Raw genomic sequence first — 19783 nt, 5'->3', positions numbered from 1 at the left:
CTATCATGCGGCGGGGATCAGGCCGGGATGGCCATCCCCTTGCCGCGGGCCAATTCGCGCATCTTGGCCTGAAGCTTCTCGAAGGCGCGCACCTCGATCTGGCGGATGCGCTCGCGGCTGACGCCATAGGTCTCGGACAGATCCTCCAGCGTCACCGGCTCATCGGCCAAGCGGCGCTGTGCAAGGATGTCCCGCTCGCGGTCGTTCAGAACGTCCATCGCCTGCATCAGCAATTCGCGCCGGGCTTCCAACTCGTCCCGCTCGGCATAGTCAGAGGCCTGATCGCTGTCCTCGTCCTCCAGCCAGTCCTGCCACTGCGCGCCGCCGTCTTCGGATCCGACCGTGGCGTTGAGCGAGGCGTCCGCCCCCGCCATCCGGCGGTTCATGGAGATGACCTCGTCTTCGGTGACGTTCAGGTCGGTGGCGATACGGGCCACGTTCTCGGGGCGCAGATCGCCTTCCTCCAGCGCGCCGACCTTGGCTTTGGCCTTGCGCAGATTGAAGAACAGCTTCTTCTGCGCGCTGGTGGTCCCGAGCTTCACGAGGCTCCACGAGCGCAGGATGTATTCCTGAATGGAGGCGCGGATCCACCACATCGCATAGGTCGCAAGGCGGAAGCCCTTTTCGGGGTCGAACCGCTTCACCGCCTGCATCAAGCCGACATTGGCCTCCGAGATGACCTCGGCCTGCGGCAGGCCATAGCCGCGATAGCCCATGGCGATCTTGGCCGCGAGGCGCAGGTGCGAGGTGACCAGTCGGTGCGCGGCCCCCGAGTCCTGATGATCCACCCAGCGTTTGGCCAGCATGTACTCCTCCTCCGGCTCCAGCAGGGGGAACTTGCGGATCTCCTGCATGTAGCGGTTCAGCCCCTGTTCGGGGGACGGAGCAGGAAGGTTTGTGTAGCTGGCCATGTGAACCTCCATATAAGCCTGCGGCGCTGCCGATTGGGCGGCCCGGCGCGGCCGTTATGATCCTCTAACGCGAGAGAGGGGCAAAACCGTCGAGGAACGGCAAATGTTGCGCAGCCTCACGGGAATGTGGCCGATATGGGGGTTCATGTTTCAGTTTTGAAGTCTTCGTTCCGCGCGGCCCCGGCCCGAAGAAGATCCAAGAGGTCCTGCATGTCGGGGGGCAAGGGCGATTCGAAGGCCAGTTCCTCCTCCGTGGCCGGATGCACGAAGCCGAGCGTGGCCGCATGCAGCGCCTGACGGGGGAAGGCGGCCGCCGCCTCGGAGGCGGCCGCGCCCAGCGCCTTGGCGGCGACCTTGCGCTTGCCGCCATAGGTCTGATCGCCCAGAAGGCCGTGACCGACATGGGCCATATGCACGCGGATCTGGTGCGTGCGCCCCGTCTCCAGCCAGCATTCCACAAGCGCAGCGGTGCCGAAATCCTCCAGCACGCGCATCCGCGTGACGGCGTGGCGCCCGCCATGGGACACCACCGCCTGCCGCTGACGGTCGTTGCGGTGACGGTCGAGCTGGGTCGCGATCTTCAGGATGCCGCCGGGTTCGAAGGACACGCCGCTGATACCACGCAGCCGCGGATCGGCCTTGTCCGGCACACCGTGGATCAACGCGACGTAACGGCGGGTCACGCTGTGCGCTTCGAACTGGGCAGCAAGGCCGTGATGCGCGCGGTCGGATTTCGCCGCGACCAGCAGGCCGGAGGTGTCCTTGTCGATCCGGTGCACGATGCCCGGACGTTTCGCCCCGCCGATGCCCGACAGGCTGCCGGCGCAATGGAACAGCAAGGCGTTCACCAGCGTGCCCGACGGCGATCCCGGCGCGGGATGCACGACCATGCCCACGGGTTTGTCGATCACGATCAGATCGTCATCCTCGTACAGGATGGTCAGGGGGATATCCTCGGGCTGGGCATCCACATCCTCGGGCGCGGAAAGTTGCAGCACCAGCACGTCGCCCTCCGCCACGCGGTCCTTGGCGGCAACGGGCAGGCCGCCGCGCAGCACGTCGCCCGCCGCGATCATCTTGGCCAGCCGCGAGCGCGACAGGGCCGCCTCCTCTGGCACCTCCCGCGCGAGGGCCTTATCAAGACGGTCGGGCGGGTTCGGCCCGATCACCACCTGAAGTTGTGCCCCATTCGGGCCGGAAAGGTCTGCCATGAAAGAGGCTCCGCAAGACATGCCGCCCGGACTGGGCTTTCTGAAGGCGCTGGTCACCATACTGACCCTTGTGCTGATCGGTGGCCTGATAACCGTGATATGGCTGCTTGTCACGCGCGTGCCGGAGATGGCCGCGCGCGAACCGATGCTGCCCCCGGCGATCCGGTTGGACGGGGCGGTGCCGACCGCCGTCACGCTGGGTCGGGGATGGACGGCCGTCGTCACCGAAGATGGCCGCATCCTCATCTTCAACGATGACGGCACCCTGCGGCAAGAGGTGCGGGTGGAATGACCCTGTACCGTCTGCTGATGCTGGCCGCCCTGCCCGTGCTGGCGCTTCTGGCGCTGCGGCGCGGGACGCTGGCGCAGCGGATGGGGCGCGGGCCGTGGCCGGAGGGGGCGCTGTGGCTGCACGGCGCCTCGAACGGAGAGATCACGTCCGCCCGCGCCGTGATCGAGCGGCTGTCCCGCGCCGCGCCCGTCGTCGTGACCTGCAACAACCCCACCGCCCGCGCCTTGGTGCAGGGCTGGGCGCTGCCGGGGGTGACGGCGCGGCTGGCACCCTTCGATCTGCCATGGCCGCTGGCGCGCATCCTGCGCCGCCGCCCCCGCGCCCTGATCGTGGTGGAGAACGAGCTTTGGCCCGAACGCATCCTCGGCTGCGCGGCGCGCGGGGTGCCGGTCTTCGTCATCGGGGCGAAGATGTCGGAACGTTCGGCCCGCCGCTGGGGGCGCATCGGGCTGGCGCGGCGCATCCTCGGGGCGCTGACATGGGTCAGCGCGCAGGACGCGGGCGGAGAGGCGCGGCTGCGCGCCCTCGGCCTTCCGGCGGACCGGATCGGCCCGCGCCTGATGCTGAAGGCCGCCGTCGAAACGAGGGCGGACCCTCTGCCCCCGGCCCCGGTGCCGCGGGCAGAGACGCTCCTCGCCGCCTCCACCCATGAGGGGGAGGAGGAGGCGATCCTCGACGCCTTCGCGCGCCAATCGCGGTTCCGCTGGCTGATCCTTGCGCCGCGGCATCCGGCGCGGGGCGCGGCGGTGGCGGCCCTTGCCGAGGCGCGGGGGATGGTCGCGGCGCAGCGCAGCGCGGGCGCGGCCCCCGGCGGCGCGGTCTATGTCGCCGACACGATGGGCGAGATGCATCTGTGGTACCGGATGGCCGCCGCCACCGTGATCGGCGGCACCTTCACCGACCGGGGCGGCCATACGCCCTACGAACCGGCGGCCTATGGTTCGGCCATCCTGCACGGCCCGGATGTCGCGAATTTCGCCGATGTCTTCGCGCGTCTGGATGCCGAAGGGGGCGCCATCCCGGTCCGGGCGGACCTGCTGGCCGAGGCGCTGGACGCGCTGAGCGATCCGGGGGCGGTGGCGCGGCAGGCGGAACGGCTGGCCGACCGGGGGGATGCGGCGCGCATCGCCTCGGAGGCCATCCTGTCCCGCCTTGCCTGATCAGTCGACCAGCGCCGCCGTTTCGAACGAGCGCAGCACCCGCCGGGCGGTGCATCCATACGCGCCTGGAACCGCGCGCAGTTCGGGGAAGATCGTCAGAAGCTCGTCGCGCGTGGCGCAATCCATCGTCTCGACGCTGTAATTGCCGGGGTAATAGCTTTCGGTCGCGGCGTCATTGGCATAGACGATCTCATGCCGGTCGAAGGTCATGTGGATGTAGGTGACGGTCTCCGTCTCCTCCACCGTCACGAATTTCCCGTCCACCATGTGCTGCGCCGTGGCCAGAACCTCGTTCTCGCCGAAGAGCAGTTCCGCCCGATACCCTTCGATCAGCATCCGGTGCTGCGGCGAGACGACGAGATCCTGCGTCAGTTCCGGCACCGCGCCCGGACGGATGCGGATCGGGGCGAAGCGGCCGGTGCCGGGCACCGTGGTCCGCCCGATCCAGCGGATGGGTTGCAGGCCGCTGTCGCGCGTCAGCACCAGATCGCCCTCGGCCAGCGTTTCGATCGCGCGGGGGCCATCGGCGGTGCAGATCATCGCGCCGGGGGTGAAGCAGAAGACATTCTCGATCCCCGAGACGTTGATCGTGAGCGTGCCCGCCGCGCCGCGATCCAGCACGATGGACCCGGAATAGACGCCATCCTCCAGCGTCAGTTGGCTCTTGCCGCCCAGACCGTTCAGGTTCAGCTGGTCGTTTCCATCGGCGCCGCCCGCGATGGTGATCGTGCCGACATCGTTCGCGCCCACCACGACATTGATCGTGTCGTCGCCGGCATCGCCGCTGGCCGTATCGCCCGCCCGGACGGTGATCACGTCATCGCCCGCCCCGCCGAACAGCGTATCGCTGCCCGCCAAACCGTCCAGCGTGTCATTCCCCGCCCCGCCATAGAGGATATTGTCCCCCGACGATCCGGTCAGCGTGTCGCCGAAGGCCGAACCGATGACCCCTTCGATCCCGCTCAGCGAGTCGGTGCCGAGATTGGTGCCGGCGGTGAAGGTGGTGGTGCCAACGGTGAAATTGATCGCCGCGTTCGCATCCGAATAATCGACGACATCCACACCGGCCCCGCCGATCAGCGTGTCGTTGCCTTCGCCGCCGCCCAGCGTGTCGTTGCCCGCGCCGCCGACGAGGGAATCGGCCCCGGCGCCGCCGTAGATGACATCGTTGCCCACCCCGCCATAGACATCGTCCGCCCCGCCCCCGGCGAAGATCGTGTCATTGCCGCCGCCCGTCGTGCTGGTCGCGCCGCCATAGATCAGATCGGCCTCGTCCGTGCCGGTATAGCTGTCATCGGCCTCGGTCAGATAGACCACCGAGGGGAAGGTGAACTGCCCCGTCGTCAGGAACGTGGCCTGATTTTCCACGAACCACGCGTATTCCGCCGATGTCATCGGAATGGCGACTTCGACATTCGACAAGAGCGAAATGCTCGAATTGCCCTCGAGATACAGAATACCGTTGCGATAGCTCGCCCCGGAAAGGTTCGGATCGAGCCTGATGGCGTTGAGGTTGAAATCATCCCCCCCGCTCATTCCGGTGACGGAGACATTCACCGTGGACAGCAGCGTGGCCGTTCCCGGGTTGAATGTGAAATCCCCCGCTCCATCGCCCGAATAGGTGACGCTGTAGCTGGACAAGCCGCCAAGGGCGCTAATAGTCGGTGCGTTGTAGGTAATGCTGCTGTCATCGCTGACGTTGAAGCTCATGGAGCTGAGCGCATTCAGCCCGGTCAGCCCGGAATTGATGGTGATCGATCCGCCATTGATCGCCGAAAACGTGGGGCGAGCCCCCCCGCTGACGCCGAGGAGCGAACTCACCGTGACGTTGACACCGTCCACGATCAGCGTGTGCGACCCAAGCGCGCTGACGGAGAGGGTGTTCGTGTCGTCCGCGTTCGAGCTGTCGATCCGGGTCGTGCCCGATCCGCCGAGGTTCAGGTTGAGAAGTGCCATGCCGAGCCATCCTTCTGCTTGAGGTTGCAGACCCTTCGTTCGATGCCGCGAACGGATTGGGGCTGTACAACTCGTGCAAGGCGAATCTCCGACGCTTCGCACGTTGTGGTTGTCAAAATCGCGTACAACCCAAGGTTGCGTCAAGTGACGCGTTAACGACTTATTAGGATTAATCGGCGGTCATCATATTACGCCCAAAGGTTGTGGCGATCCGGGCACAGTCCCGCTGAACTTGTGGGCGGAAAATGATCGGGCAAAAGACCAATTGGACAGGATCCGCACGGAGGCGTTGCAACGGGCGCCATCATGGGCTATGTCTGGATCGGCATCGTCATTTTCGACTCTGAGACCTTCTGGGCACAGCTCTCGATGATCTTCTGTGCCGGGTCGCCGCATCCTGCGGGCGACAAAAGAATGAAGGAAACACACGATGGCCAACGGCACCGTGAAATGGTTCAACGCTGACAAAGGCTACGGCTTCATCCAGCCCGAAGGCGGCAGCAAGGACGTGTTCGTCCACATCTCCGCTCTCGAGCGCGCGGGCATCCGCTCGCTGAAGGACGGCCAAGCCGTGACCTTCGACGTGGAAAAAGACCGCAACGGTCGCGAATCGGCTGTCGGCATCGCGCTGGCCTGATCGCCCTCCACGGCGAAACGCATGAAGCCGCCCCACGGGGCGGCTTTTCTCGTTTTCGGGGGCGGCGAACGAATGCGATGCCCCTGTGCCGGACGGCCGAAACCGGATCACCCGGCGTGATCGGAGAATACGTCATGGCCCCGCCCCTACCGGCGAAACCAGAACCTTGCGATGATCGGGATCTTGCTGGTGCTGCGAGAGAGGATTGAACTCTCGACCTCTCCCTTACCAAGGGAGTGCTCTACCACTGAGCTACCGCAGCAACGAGGCGGGGAATAGTCGCAATTCCGCCGCCTTGCAAGCCCCAACTGGACGGTTTTTTTGCATCGCGCTACAAGCGCGCATGGACAGCGAAAAACAACCCGCAGGCAAGGTGGCGCCGACTGGTGGCCGCCCGGCGCCGCAGACACGCGAAGACCGGTTGAAGGCGGCGCTCAAGGCCAATATGGCCCGGCGCAAGGCTCAGGCCCGTGCGCGGGCCGATGCGGGTCAGGGGCAGGACAAGGAATAAACGGCATGGACTCCATTCTGGTACGGGGCAATGGCCCCCTGAAGGGGCAGATCCCCATTGCAGGGGCCAAGAACGCCTGCCTCACCCTGATGCCGGCGACGCTGCTGACGGATGAGCCGCTGACGCTGACCAATGCCCCGCGCCTGTCGGACATCCGCACGATGACGCAGCTTCTCGGCTCGCTCGGGGCGGAGGTGGCACCGCTGCAGGGGGGGCAGGTTCTGGCCCTCTCCTCGCATGACATCACGAGCCAGCGCGCCGATTACGACATCGTGCGCAAGATGCGCGCCTCGATTCTAGTGCTCGGCCCGCTCTTGGCGCGCTTCGGCCATGCCGAGGTGTCGCTGCCCGGCGGCTGCGCCATCGGGGCCCGCCCGGTGGACCTGCACCTGAAGGCGCTGGAGGCGATGGGCGCCGAACTCGATCTGCGCGACGGCTATGTCCATGCCAAGGCTCCGGGCGGGCTGAAGGGGGCGGTGTTCGATTTCCCCATCGTCTCGGTCGGGGCGACGGAGAACGCGCTGATGGCCGCCACGCTGGCCAAGGGCACCACGGTCCTGAAGAACGCCGCGCGCGAGCCGGAGATCGTGGACCTTGCCCGCTGCCTGCGCCGCATGGGCGCCCAGATCGAGGGCGAAGGCACCTCCACCCTGACGATCCAAGGGGTCGAACGGCTGGGCGGGGCGACCCATGCCGTCGTGACCGACCGGATCGAACTGGGAACCTATATGCTGGCCCCCGCGATCTGCGGCGGCGAGGTGGAGCTTTTGGGCGGGCGGATCGACCTGCTGGCCAGCTTCTGCGAAACGCTGGACAAGGCCGGCGTCTCGGTGACGGAAACGCCCGCCGGCCTGATGGTCGCGCGGCGCGAGGACCGGGTTCGGGCCGTGGATGTCGTCACCGCGCCCTTCCCCGGCTTCCCGACCGATCTTCAGGCACAGATGATGGCGCTGCTGGCCACCGCCGACGGCACCAGCATCCTCGAGGAGCGCATCTTCGAGAACCGCTTCATGCACGCCCCCGAACTGACGCGCATGGGCGCGCGGATCGAAGTGCATGGCGGCCACGCCACCGTGCACGGCGTGGAGAAGCTGCGCGGCGCGCCGGTGATGGCGACGGATCTGCGGGCCTCGGTCTCGCTGATCCTTGCCGCGCTTGCCGCCGAGGGGGAGACGGTGGTCAGCCGCGTCTATCACCTCGACCGCGGATATGAGCGGGTGGAGGAGAAGCTCTCGGCCTGCGGCGCATTGATCGAGCGCATTCATTGACTTGCCCCCACCTGTCGTCCGGTTATCCTTGGGCGGCAGACTGGGAGAGACGGACATGACCGACGCGCGGTTCGAGGATGGCGATGAGCGCCCCCTGTATCTGGGGGCGCAGGACGCGGAGGATCTGAAGATCGTCTCCGCCCTCGTGCAGGACGCCGTCCTGCCGATCACCGAAATGCGCTATCGCCCCGGTCGGCGGCAGTTCCTGATGCTGATCAACCGCTTCCGCTGGGAAGACCGGGTTCCGGCGCCCGAACGGGTGCGCGCGCTTCTGGCCTTCGACGGCGTGCTGGGGGTGCGCAGCCAAGGCATCGACCGCACGGACCGCGATCTGGTGCTGTCGGTGCTGTCGCTGCGGTGGACGCCCGGCGATGACGGCGCGGGCGTCCTTGAGCTGGTGCTGGCGGGCGACGGCGCCGTCGCCCTGCAGATGGAGGCGCTGGATGTCACGCTGCGCGATGTGACACGCCCTTACGTCGCCCCCTCGCGGCGGGTGCCCAACCACGATTAATGGATGCGGGCCGCCGGCAAGGCGCGGATGGCCACGTTCCAATGGCGGGGATCGCGGTCGCGCATTAGATCGCCCGCCACTTCCAGTGGCCGGTGCGTCGTCACCTTCAATGGGACGGCACCGAAGCGCCCCGTGGGATCGCCGATCAACTGCACCTCGAAAAGATTTTCGGTCATGGCCATCGTTCCGGGGCGGGACGAACGAAGGGCCGTGCCGATCTGCTTCAGAACCTGAACGAACATCTAAACCTCCTGAGCCTGTACTGTGCCGGACCGTTCCGACACGTTTAAATCTACAAGCTTAGTCGTGTTTTTCAAAAGCACGTCCGATGCGTTCTTCGCCGCATCTGGGGAACGTCATTCCCCCGGAACGGGCACCGAGAGGCGATCGATCACATCCACGCTGTCCGTCAGGTCCGCCAGCGTCAGCGATTCGATCAACAGCAGATAGGACCAGTACACCTGCCCGAACATGCGGCGGATGCGGCAGGACGCTTCGTCGGTGCAATCCTCGCAGGGCTGATAGGCGCTGCGCGACAGGCACGGGAGCGGCGCGATGGGGCCGTCCATCTGGCGCAGCAATTCCCCGATCGGAACGGTGCGCGGCTCCTTGATGAGCATATAGCCGCCGGCCCGCCCCCGCTTGCTGCGGATCAACCCGATGTTGCGCAGGTCCAGAAGGATATGCTCCAGAAACCGCTTGGGCGTGGCGGAGCGTCGGGCGATCTCTTCGATCGTCAGCGCGGGCTGGTCGGTGCGCGCGGCATCGGCCAGCGTCATCAGCGCCTTAAGCGCGTATTTCGTGCGTTGCGAGATCATGCCCCGACCCTATCCGGCACGACCTTCCGGCGCAATAAACGATAAACACGATAAACCTTATAGACTTTTACGGGTAACGTGCCATTCTCCTCCTCGAAGGTATTGGAGAATCGCCATGCAGACCCTCGATTTGATCGACCGGAAGATCCTGGCGGAACTGATGCGCGACGCCACGATCCCCATCGCGCGCCTTGCCGACCGCGTCGGCCTGTCGCAGACGCCCTGCTGGAAGCGGGTGCAGAAATTGCAGGCGCGGGGCATCATCCGCGGCCGCGTGGCCATCGTGGATCAGGCCAGCATCGGCTTCGGGCTGACTGCCTTCGTCGGGATCGAGGCCGGGGATCACTCCCCCGGCTGGCGCACGTCCTTTCTGAACGCGCTGCATCAGTTGCCGCAGGTGCTGGAGGTGAACCGCATGGCGGGCGATCTGGATTACCTGCTGCGCGTGGTGCTGCCGGATATGGCCGCCTATGACAGCTTCTATCACGCGCTGACGCAGGCCGTCGCGGTGAAGCGGGTCGCCGCGCAATTCGTGATGGAGCAGCTGAAGGCCGACACCGTGCTGCCGCTGAACGTCACCACGCATTGAACCGGCGGCATGGGCGCGCGATAAGCGGCCCATGTCCCGGCTTCCCATCGACGATGTCCTTCCCGCCCTGACCGATGCCCTGCGCCTGCGCGGGATGGCGGTGCTGCAGGCCCCGCCCGGCGCGGGCAAGACCACGCGCGTGCCCCCGGCCCTGCTGCCGCGGGTGCAAGGCCGGATCGTCATGCTGGAGCCGCGCCGTCTGGCCGCCCGCGCCGCCGCCGAACGCATCGCCGAGGAGATGGGCGAACCCGTGGGCCTGCGCGTCGGCTACCGCATCCGCGGCGAGGCGAAGGTGTCCAAGGCCACCCGGATCGAGGTGGTGACCGAAGGCATCCTGACGCGGATGATTCAGGACGATCCCTCGCTCGACGGGATCGGCGCGGTGATCTTCGACGAATTCCACGAACGCTCGCTCAACGCCGATCTGGGGCTGGCGCTGGTCCTAGAGGCGCGGGCCGCGCTGCGCGAGGATCTGGCGCTGGTCGTGATGTCGGCGACGCTCGATGCCGCGCCGGTGGCGGCGCTGATGGGCGATGCGCCGGTCATCACCTCCGCCGGGCGCGCCTATGAGGTGGAGACGCGCTGGCTGCCCCGCCCCGCCCAAGGCCGGCTGGAGATGGAGACGGCGGCCCTTATCCGCCAGGCCGCCGAGGAGGAGACGGGCGACATCCTCGTCTTCCTGCCCGGCGAGGGGGAGATCCGCCGGGTGCAATCGCAGCTGTCGGGCGATGTGCGCGCGCTGTTCGGGGCGATGGATTTCGCGGCCCAGCGGGCGGCGCTGGCCCCTTCGGCGGGGCGGCGGATCATCCTTGCCACCTCCATCGCCGAAACCTCGCTGACCATTCCGGGCATCCGCGTCGTGGTGGATGCCGGGCGGGCGCGGCGGGCGCGGTTCGATCCGGCCTCGGGGATGTCGCGCCTCGTGACCGAACGCGTGACCCGCGCCGAGGCCGAACAGCGCCGCGGGCGCGCCGGGCGCGTGGCCGAAGGCGTGTGCTACCGCCTTTGGACGCGGGGCGAGGAAGGGGCCCTGTCCGCCTTCCCCCCCGCCGAGATCGAGGTGGCCGATCTGACGGGCCTTGCGCTGGAACTGGCGGCTTGGGGCAGCGACGATCTGCCCTTTCTGACGCCACCCCCCGAAGGCGCGCTGACCGAGGCGCGGGCGCTGCTGCACGATCTGGGGGCGCTGCGGGGGGGCCGCATCACCGATCACGGCCGGATGCTGGCCCGCGCGCCGCTGCATCCGCGGCTGGCCCATATGCTGACCCGCGCCGCCGGCAGCGCCGAACTGGCCGCGCTGCTGGCCGAACGCGACCCGCTGCGCGGCGAGCCGGCCGATCTGGCGCGCCGCATGGCCGCCATCCGCGATCCGGGCCGCTTTGCCGCCGCCCACCGCCCCACGATCGAACGCATCCGGCAAGAGGCGCGGCGCCTGTCCCGCCTGCAAGGCTCCGACGATCTGACGCTGGGGCAGATGGCCGCCCTCGCCTATCCCGACCGCATCGGCCTGCGCCGCAAGGGCGATGCGCCGCGCTGGATCCTGTCGGGGGGCAAGGGCGCCGCGATGGAGCCGGGCCAGCCCCTGTCCGCTCAGCGCCTGATCGTCGCCACCGATCTCGACGGCGACCCGCGCGAGGCGAAGGTCCACCAGGCCGTGCCCATCGCCGAGGGCGATCTGCGCGCCCTGTTTCCCACCCAGTGGCGCGACCTCTGCGAATGGTCCCGCCGCGAGGGCCGCGTGATCGCCCGGCGGCAGGAGATGCTGGGCGCGCTGGTGCTGGAGGATCGCATCTGGACCGCGCCCGCCGAGGCGATGGCCCGCGCCGCCTTTGACGGGTTGCGCCTGATCGGCCTGCCTTGGACGCCCGCCGCCGCCCGCCTGCGCGCCCGCATCCGCCTCTGCGAGGTGATGGACGTGTCGGACGAGGCGCTGCTGGCCGAGGCCGACTGGCTGCTGCCATGGCTGAACGGCAAGCGGACCGAGGCGGATCTGCGCGCCCTCGATCTGACAGAGGCGCTGCGCGCGCGCCTTGGTTGGGACGGGGTGCAGCAGATCGACCGGCTGACGCCCAGCCATTTCACCTCCCCCCTCGGGAACCGCATCCCGATCGATTACGACGGCGAGGCTCCGGCCATCGAGGTGCGCCTGCAGGAGATGTTCGGCCTCGACCGCCATCCCACCGTCGCGGGGCGGCCTCTGCGCGTCACGCTCCTGTCGCCCGCCCGCAGGCCCGTGCAGGTGACGATGGACCTGCCCGGATTCTGGGCCAGCAGCTATGCCGATGTGCGCAAGGACATGCGCGGCCAGTATCCCCGCCACCCCTGGCCCGAGGACCCGACCGAGGCCGCCCCCACCCTGCGCGCGAAACCACGAGGGCCCGAGGCGCGTTGAACGGGAAAAGGAGACTTCCCATGAAACGCAGACTTGGCCAGACCGACATCCAGATCGCCCCGTGGGTCCTCGGGACGAACACCGCCGGCTGGACCGCGGACGAGGCGACCTCCTTCGCGACCTTCGACGCCTTCGTCGATGCCGGGTTCACCGCGCTCGATACCGCCGATGTCTATTCCCGCTGGGTGCCCGGCAATGACAGCGAGAGCGAGAAGATCATCGGCCGCTGGATGAAGGCCCGCGGCAACCGCGACAAGGTGCATGTCTTCACCAAGACGGGGATGGATATGGGCGACGGGCGCAAGGGCCTGTCCGCGCGCCGCATCGAAGAGGCGGTGGAGGATTCCCTCACCCGCCTTCAGACCGATTACATCGACCTCTATCAAAGCCACCAGCCCGACCCCGACACCCCCGAGGAAGAGACGCTCGAGGCCTATGAGCGTCTGGTGCAGGCGGGCAAGGTGCGCTGGATCGGCTGTTCCAACTACAACACCGCCGAGCTGGAACGGGCGATCCGCACCTCCAAGGAAAAGGGCATCGCGCAGTACCAATCCGTGCAGAACGAGTTCAACCTCTATGCCCGTGACAAATACGATGCCGATCTGGCCGAACTGATGCAGGGCAACGGCCTCAGCTTGCTGCCGTTCTTCTCGCTTGCCGGGGGGTTCCTGACGGGCAAGTACCGCAGCGAGGACGATCTGCGCAAATCCAAGCGCGGCGAGTCCATCGGGCGGCGCTACATGAACCCCAAGGGCCATGCGATCCTGCACGCGATGGACCGCGCCGCCGAACGCGAGGATGCCAGCCTGACCGAGATCGCGCTGGCATGGATCGTGGCCCAGCCGGGCGTGGTGGGGGCGCTCGCTTCGGCCAGTTCGCCCCAGCAGGTGGCCGAACTCGCAGGTGCGGTCACGCTGGAGCTGTCGGCCGACAGCCTACGGGAGCTGACGGCCGCCGGGATCTGATCCCTCAGACCCCGAGGCACCAACGCATGACGGCCTTCTGCGCGTGAAGGCGGTTCTCCGCCTCGTCGAAGATCACCGAATGGGGGCCGTCCATCACCGCGCTCGTGGCCTCGTCGTTGCGATGGGCGGGCAGGCAATGCATGAAGAGCGCGTCGGGGTTCGCCCGCTCCATCAGCACCTCGTTCACCTGATAGGGGCGAAGCTGGTTGTGGCGCCGCTCCTTGGCCGATTCCGGATCATGCATCGACACCCATGTGTCGGTCACGACCAGATCGGCCCCCTCCACCGCCCGCGCCGGATCGCGTTCGATGGAAAAACCGATGCCCGCCTCGCGCGCCATGCGCTGCCACTCGGCCTCGGGATCGAGGGTGGGCGGGCCGGTGAAGGTGAAATCGAAGCCGAACTGCACGGCGGCATGCATGAAGCTGGCGCAGACATTGTTGCCGTCGCCTGCCCAGACCACCTTGCGCCCGGCGATGGGGCCGCGCTTTTCCTCGTAGGTCATGATGTCGGCCATGATCTGGCAAGGATGGGTGCGGTTGGTCAGCCCGTTGATCACCGGCACGGTGGCGTGTTCGGCCATCTCGTGCAGGGTCGCCTCCTCGAAGGTGCGGATCATGATCAGATCGACATAGCGCGACAGAACGCGCGCCGTGTCGGCGATCGTCTCGCCATGGCCAAGCTGCATCTCGCGGCCCGACAGGACCATCGTCTGCCCGCCCATCTGGCGCACGCCCACATCGAAGGACACGCGCGTGCGGGTAGAGGGTTTTTCGAAGATCAGGGCGACCATATGGCCCGCCAGCGGCTGATCCGCATCCGGCGTGCCCTTGGGCAGCCCGGCGCGGGCGGTCTTCATGGCGATCGCCGTGTCCACCATCCCCCGCAGATCGGGCTTGGATGTCGTGTGGATGTCGAGGAAGTGTTTCATCTTGCTGCTTTCTTCGGCCGGGGGCGCACCCCCGGCGCAGAGGGATCAGGAGAGCGAGGTCGCGGCCCGGTCGAGCCGCGCAAGCGCCTCGGCGATGTCCTCGTCGGGGATGTTCAACGCGGGCAGCAGACGCACGACATTGTCGGCCGCCGCCACCGTCAGCAGGTTCTGCGCGTATCCGGCCTGCACCACCTCGGCCGCCGGTTTCACGCAGCGCAGGCCCAAAAGCAGCCCTTGCCCGCGCACCGCCTCGAACACGTCCGGATGGGCGGCGACCACCGCCTCCAGTCCCTGACGGAACAGCGCGCCCTTGCGGTTCACCTCGGACAGGAAGGCCGGGTCGGACACGATGGACATGACCGTGCCACCCACGGCGCAGCCCAGCGGGTTGCCGCCATAGGTCGATCCATGCGTGCCCGCGACCATGCCGCGCGCCGCCGCCTCGGTCGCCAGCACCGCGCCCAAGGGGAACCCGCCGCCGATGCCCTTGGCCACCATCATGATGTCGGGATGCACGCCCGACCATTCATGCGCGAACAGGCGGCCCGTCCGGCCCATGCCGCACTGCACCTCGTCGAAGACCAAGAGCGCGCCCGTCGCATCGCAGCGCGCCCGCAGCGCCTTGAGGAAGGCATCCGACGCGACGCGGATGCCGCCTTCGCCCTGCGCAGGCTCCACGATCACGGCGGCCGTCGCCTCGGTGATCGCCTCCAGCGCGGCGATGTCGTCGAAGGGAAGCTGCACGAAGCCGGGCAGCAGCGGGCCGAAGCCCTTCACCATCTTCTCCGCGCCCGAGGCCGCGATCGCCGCCGAAGACCGCCCGTGGAACGCGCCGTGGAAGGCCACGATCTCGGACCGCTCGCCATGGCCGTCCCAGTATTTGCGCGACATCTTCACCGCCAGCTCCATCGCCTCGGTGCCCGAATTGGTGAAGAAGACGGTGTCGGCGAAGGTCGCCTCCACCAGCGCGGTGGCCAGCGCCTCTTGCTCGGGGATGCGGTAGAGGTTGGAGACATGCCAGAGCCGCCCCGCCTGCGCGGTGATCGCCGCCACCAGTTCGGGCGCGGCATGGCCCAGCACGTTGACCGCGATGCCCGCGCCCAGATCGAGGTATCGGCGTCCGTCCTCCGTGGTCAGCCAGCTGCCCGAACCCGCCACGAAGGCGAGCGGGGCGCGATTGTAGGTCGGCAACACGGAAGGGATCATGGTCGTATCCTCGGAAAGACGACGGAAGGGGTGCCAAAGGCACGCCTGCAAGTCAATGTCATAAGGGGAATGCGCGCAAGGGTGGTCGCCCGCGCGAAGGGCGCGATCGGAACGTCAGCGACGTCGGGGGCGATATGCGGTCCGTGCGATCATGGCACAGCGTTACTCCACGCGCGCCGCGCCTGACAAGAGGATTCGGGGCCCGGGTCTTGAAATCGGCACCCTGCGCTTGTATCTCGGCCCCTCGCGCGGATAAGATACGCGCCTGGCGGAACCCCTCAGCGGAAGACCCTGCATGTCCTGGACAGATGAACGCGTTGAAACCCTGAAGCGGATGTGGACGGAGGGCCAGTCGGCCAGCCAGATCGCCAAGGAGCTTGGCGGCGTCACCCGTAATGCCGTCATCGGCAAGGTCCATCGTCTGGGCCTGTCGAACCGCGGCACCGAAGGCGAGGAGATCGCCCCGGCCCCCGCCGCCCCGGCGGCCGAGCCGAAGGTGGATGTCGCCCCGCCCGCGCCCGAACCCGAACAGGCCGCGCCCGAGCCGGTGGCCCGCCCGGCCCCGGCCCCCGCCGCGCCGATCCCGGCCCGCCGCCCGATCGTGCCCGCCGGTCAACCGCTGCCGCCGCAGCCTTCGGCCAACGAGATCAGCCCCGAGGCGCTCGCCTCGCAGCGCGAGGTGGAAAAGCGCGCCCGCAAGCTGGGCCTGATGGACCTGACCGAGCGGACCTGCAAATGGCCCATCGGCGATCCGGCCACCGAGGAGTTCTGGTTCTGCGGCCTGCCCTCGGCCGCTGGCAAACCCTATTGCGAGGCGCATGTGGGCGTGGCCTTCCAACCCATGAGCGCGCGGCGCGACCGCCGCCGCTAAGGCCCCTTTTCCCATCCGATACCAAAGGCGCGGACCCGTTCCGCGCCTTTTTTCGTTTTTCGTGGAACCTGCCGCCCCTTTGCGCGTTGAGGGGCGAGATTTTGTGCCCATGCCTTGCGGTGCAAGACGAAAGGATCAACGGATGTCACGTCAGGACCAGGACGCTTTCGGCCATCGGGCCGGCGCAACATCCGCGTTCCCCGCCCCGCTTCCCCGGCTTCCCGGTGTCGATCACACGGTGACGCTGTTGCGTCAGGGCTACGGCTTCATCGGCCATGGCTGCGACCGGTTGGGGGTGGACGGGTTCCGCGCCCGCCTGATGGGCCGGGAGGCAATCTGCCTGCGCGGCCCGGAGGCAAGCCAGCTTCTCTATGGGGCCGAAGGGCTGACCCGCACCGGCGCGATGCCCACGACGGTCCTGCGCCTGTTGCAGGACAAGGGCAGCGTGCAGCAACTCGATGGCGAGGAGCATCGCCGCCGCAAGGCGATGTTCATCCGCCTCGTGATGGATCCGGGCCGGATCGACTCGCTCCGCCGCGGGTTCGAAGCCGCATGGCGCGCCGAGCTGCATCCCGGCCTCGAGGTGTCGGTGCTGGATCTGGCGAACAGCGCGCTGACCCGCGCCGCCTGCCATTGGGTCGGCCTCTATCCCGCCCCCGCCGATCTGCGCCGCCTGACGCGCGATCTCTTTGCCATGAGCGATCGGTCCGGACATTTCGGCCCCTCCACCGCGCTGGCGCTGTGGCGCCGCCGGGGGATCGAGCGTTGGCTCCGCCGCGAGATCGCGGCCGTCCGGGGCAGCGCCGATGCGGCGGCCACCCCCCTCGCCATCATCGGCAAGGACCTTCCGCTGGAGGTTGCGGCGGTGGAGGTGCTGAACCTTCTGCGCCCGATCGTCGCCGTGGGGCGCTATGTCGCCTTCGCCGCCAAGGCGCTGCACGATCATCCGATCTGGTGTGGGCTGTTCCGCAGCGGCAATGCCGATTTCATCTCGGACTTCTGCGAGGAGGTGCGCCGCACCGCGCCCTTCTTCCCCTTCACCGCCGCCCGCGCCACGCGCGATCTGACATGGCACGGGGCGACGTTGCCCGCCGGGTCATGGCTGCTCTTCGACATCTACGGCACGGCGCAGGATGCGCGCCACTTCCCCCGCCCGCAGGCCTTCCGCCCCGAACGGATGCTGGATTGGCGGCTGAACGATCCGTCCTTCGTGCCGCAGGGCGGCGGCGATGTCGCCACCACCCATCGCTGCCCCGGCGAGGCGGCGACGCTGGCGCTGATGGAATCGGCGGTGCGGATGCTGTGCTGCGAGATGAGCTACGACGTGCCGCCGCAGGATCTGTCGGTGGCGATGGACCGCATCCCGGCGCAGCCCGCATCGGGCATGCGCATCCGCGTTCAGCGGATCGACTGAACCAGCGCCGCAAGATCCGCCCAATGATCGAAGCGCAGGCGGTGCGGCAGATCCTCGGGTTCGGCCTTGCGATAGCCGCCGGTGAACAGCGCGAAGTCGATCCCCGCCCGCGCCGCCGTTTCGGCATCCACCTCGCCATCGCCGACATAGAGGATCGGCCCCTCGCCCAAGGCTTCGGCCACGGCCAGAAGCGGGGCCGGATCGGGCTTGCGGACGGGCATCGTATCGCCGCCGATCAGCGCCTCGAACGGGCCGAGGCGCAGCGCCTCCACCACGCCGCGGGCCAGCGCCTCGGGCTTGTTGGTGCAGATGCCCATCCGCGCCCCATCCCCCAGCACCCGAAGCGCCGCCGTCACCCCGTCGAAGGGCTGCACCAACGTGCCATTGATGCGGGCGTAATGGCGGTTGAACACCTCCACCCAGATCGCGCGATCCTCGGCGCCGCGCACGGTGTCGTGGACTTGGCCGACCAGCGCCTCCACCCCGTGCCCGATGAAGCGGCGGATGGTGGCGGTGGGCAGCGCCTCGTGGCCGAACTCGGTCAGCATGGCGGTGGCCGCGCCGTGGATTTCGGGAAGGGTGTCGACCAAGGTGCCGTCGAGGTCGAACACGATCCTCATTCGGCGGTTTCCTCGGTCAGATAGGCGACGATGTCGGCCACGTCCTGCGGATCGCGCAGGCCGGCAAAGACCATCTTCGTGCCCGGCACCGCCCCTTTGGGATCGGCAAGGAAGGCCGACAAGCGTTCGGCATCCCAGACCGCGCCCGACATGCCCAGATCGCGCAGCGCCGCCGAATAGGCATAGCGTTCCTGCTTGGCGACGGGGCGGCCCACCAGATCGTGCAGCGTGGGGCCGTTGCGGTTCATGCCCTCGGCCAGCGAATGGCAGGCCATGCACTTGCGGAACACCTTCGCGCCATTTTCGGCATCCTGCGCAAAGGCGGGGCCAGAGGCCAAGGCGGCAAGGATGACCAGCCAGCGCATCAGAACACCACGACGCTGCGGATGCTCTTGCCCTCGTGCATCAGATCGAAACCCTCGTTGATCCGGTCCAGCGTCAGGGTGTGGGTGATCATGGGATCGATCTCGATCTTGCCGTCCATGTACCAATCCACGATCTGCGGCACATCCGTGCGCCCCCGCGCCCCGCCGAAGGCCGAGCCCTTCCAGACGCGCCCCGTCACCAGTTGGAACGGCCGGGTCTGGATCTCGGCGCCCGCCGGGGCCACGCCGATCACCACCGACACGCCCCAGCCGCGATGGGTGCATTCCAGCGCGTCGCGCATCACCTTCACATTGCCGGTGCAGTCGAACGAATAATCCGCCCCGCCGATCTGGTCGATCGGGGTCTTCGTCATCTCCACCAGATGCGCAACGAGGGGACCGTCGATCTCGGACGGGTTGACGAAATGGGTCATGCCGAAGCGTTCGCCCCATTCCTTCTTGTCGTTGTTCAGATCGACGCCGATGATCATGTCGGCCCCGGCCATCTTCAGCCCTTGAATAACGTTGAGGCCGATGCCGCCCAGACCGAAGACGACCGCCTTCGATCCGATCTCCACCTTGGCGGTGTTGATGACGGCGCCGATCCCGGTCGTCACGCCGCAGCCGATATAGCAGATCTTGTCGAACGGCGCTTCGGGATCGACCTTGGCCAGCGCGATCTCCGGCACGACGGTGTGGTTGGCGAAGGTGGAGCAGCCCATGTAATGCAGGATCGGCGTTCCATCCAGCATCGAGAACCGCGTCGTGCCGTCCGGCATCAGCCCCTGCCCCTGCGTCCCCCGGATGGAGGTGCAGAGGTTCGTCTTGCGCGACAGGCAGCTCGGGCATTCGCGGCATTCGGGGGTGTAGAGCGGGATGACGTGGTCGCCCGGCTTCAGCGTGGTCACGCCCTCGCCCACCTCCAGCACGATGCCCGCGCCCTCATGGCCGAGGATGGCCGGGAACATGCCTTCGGGATCGGCGCCCGACAGGGTGAAGGCGTCGGTGTGGCAGATGCCGGTCGCCTTGATCTCGACCAGAACCTCGCCCTTCTTCGGACCTTCGAGGTTCACCTCCATGATCTCCAGCGGCTGACCGGGGGCGATGGCGACGGCGGCACGGGTGCGCATGGCGGCTCTCCTTCATTGGCTGTCC

22 protein-coding genes and 1 tRNA gene are annotated in these 19783 nt (G+C 67.8%); 12 read left to right on the top strand and 11 right to left on the bottom strand.

Annotated elements, in window-relative coordinates:
• Positions 1-17: 17 nt before the first annotated feature.
• Positions 18-911, bottom strand: a complete 894-nt coding sequence (gene rpoH / locus GR316_RS01010; RefSeq protein WP_211784224.1) for an RNA polymerase sigma factor RpoH — start codon at positions 909-911, stop codon at positions 18-20.
• 143 nt (positions 912-1054) lie between these two features.
• Entirely contained in the window at positions 1055-2122 is a 1068-nt protein-coding gene (locus GR316_RS01005; RefSeq protein ID WP_211784223.1) for an RluA family pseudouridine synthase, read from the bottom strand.
• On the opposite strand from GR316_RS01005, the gene GR316_RS01000 reads away from it, so the two are divergent.
• Complete coding sequence (locus GR316_RS01000; RefSeq protein ID WP_211784222.1) at positions 2121-2414, top strand: DUF6476 family protein; 294 nt, start codon at positions 2121-2123, stop codon at positions 2412-2414. The two genes, GR316_RS01005 and GR316_RS01000, sit on opposite strands and share 2 nt — an antisense overlap.
• Positions 2411-3574, top strand: coding sequence for a 3-deoxy-D-manno-octulosonic acid transferase (locus tag GR316_RS00995; RefSeq protein WP_211784221.1), 1164 nt, complete (start codon positions 2411-2413; stop codon positions 3572-3574). The genes GR316_RS01000 and GR316_RS00995 overlap by 4 nt, the downstream gene beginning before the upstream one ends.
• On the opposite strand, the gene GR316_RS00990 is transcribed toward GR316_RS00995, so the two are convergent.
• A complete protein-coding gene (locus GR316_RS00990; RefSeq protein WP_211784220.1) occupies positions 3575-5530 on the bottom strand; it encodes a Hint domain-containing protein in 1956 nt (651 codons plus the stop codon).
• Between the two features lie 306 nt (positions 5531-5836).
• On the opposite strand from GR316_RS00990, the gene GR316_RS00985 reads away from it, so the two are divergent.
• Both GR316_RS00985 and GR316_RS00980 read left to right on the top strand, forming a co-directional pair.
• Positions 5837-5995 (top strand): hypothetical protein, encoded by a 159-nt coding sequence (locus GR316_RS00985; protein ID WP_211784219.1) that lies wholly within the window; start codon positions 5837-5839, stop codon positions 5993-5995.
• Positions 5961-6167 carry a cold-shock protein gene (locus GR316_RS00980; RefSeq protein ID WP_211784218.1) on the top strand — a complete coding sequence of 69 codons (207 nt, stop codon included), beginning with the start codon at positions 5961-5963 and terminating at the stop codon, positions 6165-6167. The genes GR316_RS00985 and GR316_RS00980 overlap by 35 nt, the downstream gene beginning before the upstream one ends.
• A 187-nt stretch (positions 6168-6354) precedes the next feature.
• Here the strand turns inward: GR316_RS00980 and GR316_RS00975 are convergent.
• Positions 6355-6429, bottom strand: a tRNA-Thr gene (locus GR316_RS00975).
• 81 nt (positions 6430-6510) lie between these two features.
• Here GR316_RS00975 and GR316_RS00970 point away from each other — a divergent pair.
• From GR316_RS00970 to GR316_RS00960, 3 genes are read left to right on the top strand one after another with little or no spacing between them, the layout of a single operon-like run.
• Positions 6511-6678, top strand: a complete 168-nt coding sequence (locus GR316_RS00970; protein WP_211784217.1) for a hypothetical protein — start codon at positions 6511-6513, stop codon at positions 6676-6678.
• 5 nt (positions 6679-6683) lie between these two features.
• Positions 6684-7946, top strand: coding sequence for a UDP-N-acetylglucosamine 1-carboxyvinyltransferase (murA, locus tag GR316_RS00965; RefSeq protein ID WP_211784216.1), 1263 nt, complete (start codon positions 6684-6686; stop codon positions 7944-7946).
• Between the two features lie 55 nt (positions 7947-8001).
• The gene (locus GR316_RS00960) at positions 8002-8457 is read left to right on the top strand and encodes a DUF2948 family protein (RefSeq protein ID WP_211784215.1); all 456 of its coding nucleotides are present in this window, start codon (positions 8002-8004) and stop codon (positions 8455-8457) included.
• On the opposite strand, the gene GR316_RS00955 is transcribed toward GR316_RS00960, so the two are convergent.
• The gene (locus GR316_RS00955; protein ID WP_211784214.1) at positions 8454-8699 is read right to left on the bottom strand and encodes a hypothetical protein; all 246 of its coding nucleotides are present in this window, start codon (positions 8697-8699) and stop codon (positions 8454-8456) included. The two genes, GR316_RS00960 and GR316_RS00955, sit on opposite strands and share 4 nt — an antisense overlap.
• 114 nt (positions 8700-8813) lie before the next feature.
• Positions 8814-9275 (bottom strand): RrF2 family transcriptional regulator, encoded by a 462-nt coding sequence (locus tag GR316_RS00950; RefSeq protein ID WP_211784213.1) that lies wholly within the window; start codon positions 9273-9275, stop codon positions 8814-8816.
• A 115-nt stretch (positions 9276-9390) separates the two neighbouring features.
• On the opposite strand from GR316_RS00950, the gene GR316_RS00945 reads away from it, so the two are divergent.
• From GR316_RS00945 to GR316_RS00935, 3 genes are read left to right on the top strand one after another with little or no spacing between them, the layout of a single operon-like run.
• Positions 9391-9864, top strand: a complete 474-nt coding sequence (locus tag GR316_RS00945) for an Lrp/AsnC family transcriptional regulator (protein WP_211784212.1) — start codon at positions 9391-9393, stop codon at positions 9862-9864.
• Positions 9865-9895: 31 nt separating this feature from the next.
• On the top strand, positions 9896-12256 hold the full coding sequence (gene hrpB, locus GR316_RS00940) for an ATP-dependent helicase HrpB (protein ID WP_211784211.1): 2361 nt from the start codon (positions 9896-9898) through the stop codon (positions 12254-12256).
• Between the two features lie 20 nt (positions 12257-12276).
• Positions 12277-13221 (top strand): aldo/keto reductase, encoded by a 945-nt coding sequence (locus tag GR316_RS00935; RefSeq protein ID WP_211784210.1) that lies wholly within the window; start codon positions 12277-12279, stop codon positions 13219-13221.
• A 4-nt stretch (positions 13222-13225) separates the two neighbouring features.
• Here GR316_RS00935 and argF read toward each other — a convergent pair whose 3' ends face one another.
• Both argF and GR316_RS00925 read right to left on the bottom strand, forming a co-directional pair.
• Positions 13226-14152: an ornithine carbamoyltransferase gene (gene argF, locus GR316_RS00930; protein WP_211784209.1), complete on the bottom strand. Its 927-nt coding sequence runs from the start codon at positions 14150-14152 to the stop codon at positions 13226-13228.
• A gap of 45 nt (positions 14153-14197) precedes the next feature.
• Positions 14198-15358: an aspartate aminotransferase family protein gene (locus GR316_RS00925; RefSeq protein ID WP_211784208.1), complete on the bottom strand. Its 1161-nt coding sequence runs from the start codon at positions 15356-15358 to the stop codon at positions 14198-14200.
• 295 nt (positions 15359-15653) lie between these two features.
• Between GR316_RS00925 and GR316_RS00920 the strand changes: the two genes are divergently transcribed.
• Positions 15654-16229: a GcrA family cell cycle regulator gene (locus GR316_RS00920; RefSeq protein WP_211784207.1), complete on the top strand. Its 576-nt coding sequence runs from the start codon at positions 15654-15656 to the stop codon at positions 16227-16229.
• A 142-nt stretch (positions 16230-16371) separates the two neighbouring features.
• Entirely contained in the window at positions 16372-17643 is a 1272-nt protein-coding gene (locus GR316_RS00915; RefSeq protein ID WP_211784206.1) for a cytochrome P450, read from the top strand.
• Here GR316_RS00915 and gph read toward each other — a convergent pair.
• The 3 genes from gph to GR316_RS00900 are packed head-to-tail and all read right to left on the bottom strand — an operon-like array spanning position 17628 to position 19758.
• A complete protein-coding gene (gene gph / locus GR316_RS00910; protein ID WP_211784205.1) occupies positions 17628-18263 on the bottom strand; it encodes a phosphoglycolate phosphatase in 636 nt (211 codons plus the stop codon). The two genes, GR316_RS00915 and gph, sit on opposite strands and share 16 nt — an antisense overlap.
• A complete protein-coding gene (locus GR316_RS00905; RefSeq protein ID WP_211784204.1) occupies positions 18260-18628 on the bottom strand; it encodes a c-type cytochrome in 369 nt (122 codons plus the stop codon). Before GR316_RS00905 ends, gph begins: the two co-directional genes overlap by 4 nt.
• The gene (locus tag GR316_RS00900; protein ID WP_211784203.1) at positions 18628-19758 is read right to left on the bottom strand and encodes an S-(hydroxymethyl)glutathione dehydrogenase/class III alcohol dehydrogenase; all 1131 of its coding nucleotides are present in this window, start codon (positions 19756-19758) and stop codon (positions 18628-18630) included. The genes GR316_RS00905 and GR316_RS00900 overlap by 1 nt, the downstream gene beginning before the upstream one ends.
• Positions 19759-19783 lie beyond the last annotated feature (25 nt).

Origin of the sequence: Falsirhodobacter algicola, from assembly GCF_018279165.1 — a bacterium.
Taxonomy (GTDB): Bacteria; Pseudomonadota; Alphaproteobacteria; order Rhodobacterales; family Rhodobacteraceae; genus Falsirhodobacter; species Falsirhodobacter algicola.
This window is presented reverse-complemented; position numbering and strand designations above follow the sequence as displayed.